This is a genomic window from Pseudoflavonifractor phocaeensis (assembly GCF_021531375.1).
Classification (GTDB): domain Bacteria; phylum Bacillota; class Clostridia; order Oscillospirales; family Oscillospiraceae; genus Lawsonibacter; species Lawsonibacter phocaeensis_B.
In genome coordinates this window covers 1-3,013 of record NZ_JADYTU010000054.1, presented here as the reverse complement: position 1 = coordinate 3,013, position 3,013 = coordinate 1, and the positions used below count along the sequence as shown (strand labels likewise).

3 protein-coding genes are annotated in these 3,013 nt (G+C 63.0%); all 3 read right to left on the bottom strand.

The features are described 5' to 3' along the window. A partial coding sequence (locus I6E39_RS10975) for an HAD family hydrolase (RefSeq protein ID WP_235381619.1) occupies nt 1-458 on the bottom strand: 458 nt, incomplete at its 3' end. Then, on the bottom strand, nt 455-1,711 hold the full coding sequence (purD, locus tag I6E39_RS10970) for a phosphoribosylamine--glycine ligase (RefSeq protein ID WP_235381618.1): 1,257 nt from the start codon (nt 1,709-1,711) through the stop codon (nt 455-457). The genes I6E39_RS10975 and purD, both read right to left, overlap by 4 nt. Nucleotides 1,712-1,729: 18 nt before the next feature. Further along, nucleotides 1,730-2,902, bottom strand: a complete 1,173-nt coding sequence (locus I6E39_RS10965) for a phosphoribosylaminoimidazolecarboxamide formyltransferase (RefSeq protein ID WP_235381617.1) — start codon at nt 2,900-2,902, stop codon at nt 1,730-1,732. Nucleotides 2,903-3,013 lie beyond the last annotated feature (111 nt).

Below are 3,013 nucleotides of genomic sequence, written 5' to 3'. Positions count from 1 at the left end.
GTGTAGATCTCCGGGTCGGGTTTGCTGTGGACCACCTGGTCGCCGGTGGTGATGGACTGGAAGTACTCCGTCAGTCCGGTGCGGCCCATGCGGTAGTCGGTGCGGTCCCGGTAGGTGGAGGTGGCCAGGGCGGTGGGGACGCCTTTATCCTTGAGGAAGGAGAGCAGCTCGTACACGCCGGGCTTCATGGGGATGCCCTCCCGCTCCATGATGTCCAGTGCCCGCCGGGAGCCTCTGGTCATAAATTCCTCACTGGGGAAGTCGGGTCCGAACAGGACGGCCATTTCATGGAGAATGTCGGCCCGGCTCCGGCCCACAAAGTGCAGGTAATGTTCGGCGGGCTGGGGCAAACCCAGTTCCTGCCCCAGTTCCCGCCAGACCCGGAGGCCCAGGTTTTCGGTGTCAAACAGGACACCGTCGGCGTCAAAGATGACGCCATCCAGATCCAGTTGGCTCATACCTTGCCGATGTCGGTGCGGAAGTGCATGTCCTGCCAGGAGATGGGCTTGCAGGCGGCGTAGGCCTTGTCGATGGCCTCCTTCAGGCTGCCGCCCACGGCGGTGATGCCCAGTACCCGGCCGCCGGCGGTGACGATCTCACCCGCCTCGTTCCGGGCGGTGCCGGCGTGGAAAACGGTAGCCATTTTGCCCGCCTCCTCCAGGCCGGAGATGGGGTAGCCCTTCTCATAGGCCACAGGGTAGCCGCCGGAGGCCAGCACGATGCAGCAGGCGGCGCCGGACTTCCACTTGATGTCCACCTGGTCCAGCGTGCCGTTCACACAGGCCTGGAAAATGTCCAGCAGATCGGTGTCCAGCATGGACAGGATGGGCTGAGTTTCGGGGTCGCCGAAGCGGGCGTTGTACTCCACCACCTTGGGGCCGTCCTTGGTCAGCATCAGGCCGAAATAGATGACGCCCTTGAAGGGACGGCCCTCGGCCTTCAGAGCTTCCACAGTGGGCAGGAAGATCTCTCTGGTGCAGCGCTCCGCGATCTCCGGGGTGTACTTGGGGGAGGGGCAGAAAGCGCCCATGCCGCCGGTGTTGGGGCCCTGGTTGCCGTCGTAGGCCCGCTTGTGGTCCTGGCTGGACAGCATGGGGACCAGATGCTCTCCGTCGCAGAAGGCCAGCACCGTGACTTCGGGGCCCACCATGCATTCCTCAATAACTACGGTGGAGCCGGAGGCACCGAACTTGTGGTCCTCCATCATCTCACGGACTGCCTTCTGGGCCTCTTCCACCGTCTGGGCCACCACCACGCCCTTGCCCAGGGCCAGACCGTCGGCCTTGACCACGATGGGAGCGCCCTGCTCCTCGATGTAGCGGAGCGCCTTGTCCAGTTCGGTAAAGGTCTCATACTTGGCGGTGGGGATGTGGTACTTCTTCATCAGGGACTTGGAGAAGGCCTTGCTGGCCTCGATGATGGCGGCGTTGGCCCGGGGACCGAAGGCGGGGATGCCGGCGGCCTCCATGGCGTCCACCATGCCCAGGGCCAGGGGATCGTCGGGCGCTACCATGACGAAGTCCATGGCGTTCTCCTTGGCCCACTTGACCATGTTTTCCACATCAGTGGCCTTGACAGGGACGCAGGTGGCTACCTGTGCGATGCCCGCGTTGCCGGGGGCGCAATACAGCTCGGTCACTTTGGGGCTCTGGGCCAGCTTCCAGCAGATGGCGTGCTCGCGGCCGCCGCCGCCCACGACGAGAACTTTCATAACATTACACCTCTCAAATTAATGATGGAATAGTCTGATGCCCGTGAAGGCCATGACCATGTTGTATTTGTTGGCGGTCTCAATGACCAGGTCGTCCCGGATGGAGCCGCCGGGCTGGACGATGTAGTCCACGCCGGACTTGTGGGCACGCTCCACGTTGTCGCCGAAGGGGAAGAAGGCGTCGGAGCCCACGGTGACTCCGGACAGCTGGGCGATCCAGGCCTTCTTTTCCTCCTGGGTCAGAACTTCGGGCTTTACCTTGAAGATGGTCTGCCACACACCCTCGGCCAGCACATCGTCGTGCTCCTCGGAGATGTAGAGGTCGATGGCGTTGTCCCGGTTGGGCCGGCGGATGCCGTCCACAAACTGGAGCCCCAGCACCTTGGGGTGCTGCCGTAGCCACCAGATGTCCGCCTTGTCTCCCGCCAGACGGGTGCAGTGGATACGGCTCTGCTGGCCGGCACCCACGCCGATGGTCTGGCCGTTCTTCACATAGCAGACAGAGTTGGACTGGGTGTACTTCAGGGTGATGAGAGCCAGCATCATGTCGTTCTTGGCCTGAGGGGACAGCTCCTTGTTCTCGGTGACGATGTTGGTCAGCATGTCCTCAGTGATGGCCAGGTCGTTGTAGCCCTGCTCAAAGGTGATGCCGAAGATGTTCCGGCGCTCCACGGGGGCGGGAGTATAGTCGGGGTCGATCTGGATGACGTTGTAGCCGCCCTTGCGCTTAGTTCTAAGGATCGCCAAGGCCTCGTCGGTGTAGCCGGGGGCGATGACACCGTCGGACACCTCCTCGGCCAGCACCCGGGCGGCGTCCCCGTCGCAGACGTCGGACAGGGCCGCCCAGTCCCCGAAGGAGCACAGGCGGTCGGCACCCCGGGCCCGGACGTAGGCGCAGGCGATGGGGGACAGGTCGCCCTCGGGGGCCAGATAGATCTGACGCTCCACATCAGACAGGGGCAGGCCCAGGGCGGCCCCGGCGGGGGAGACGTGCTTGAAGGAGGCGGCGGCGGGCAGGCCGGTGGCCTTTTTCAGGGCCTTGACCAGCTGCCAGGAGTTGAGAGCGTCCATAAAGTTGATGTAGCCCGGACGGCCGTTGAGGACGGTCAGAGGCAGGTCGCCCTGCTCCATGAAGATACGGGCGGGCTTCTGGTTGGGATTGCAGCCGTATTTCAGCTCCAGTTCGGTCATAAGACACATCCTTTCTTGAAATGAAACAGGAGAGAAGATAAATTTTAGTTTATGGATGTATTATGGGGCGTCGGGGACGCCGCCCCCTACGCACGGTTCACAATATGGCTT

Bases quoted from the DNA above. Each gene is read 5' to 3' on its own strand.
- purD (WP_235381618.1), bottom strand. From the start codon at position 1,711: ATGAAAGTTCTCGTCGTGGGCGGCGGCGGCCGCGAGCACGCCATCTGC.
- I6E39_RS10965 (WP_235381617.1), bottom strand. From the start codon at position 2,902: ATGACCGAACTGGAGCTGAAATACGGCTGCAATCCCAACCAGAAGCCC.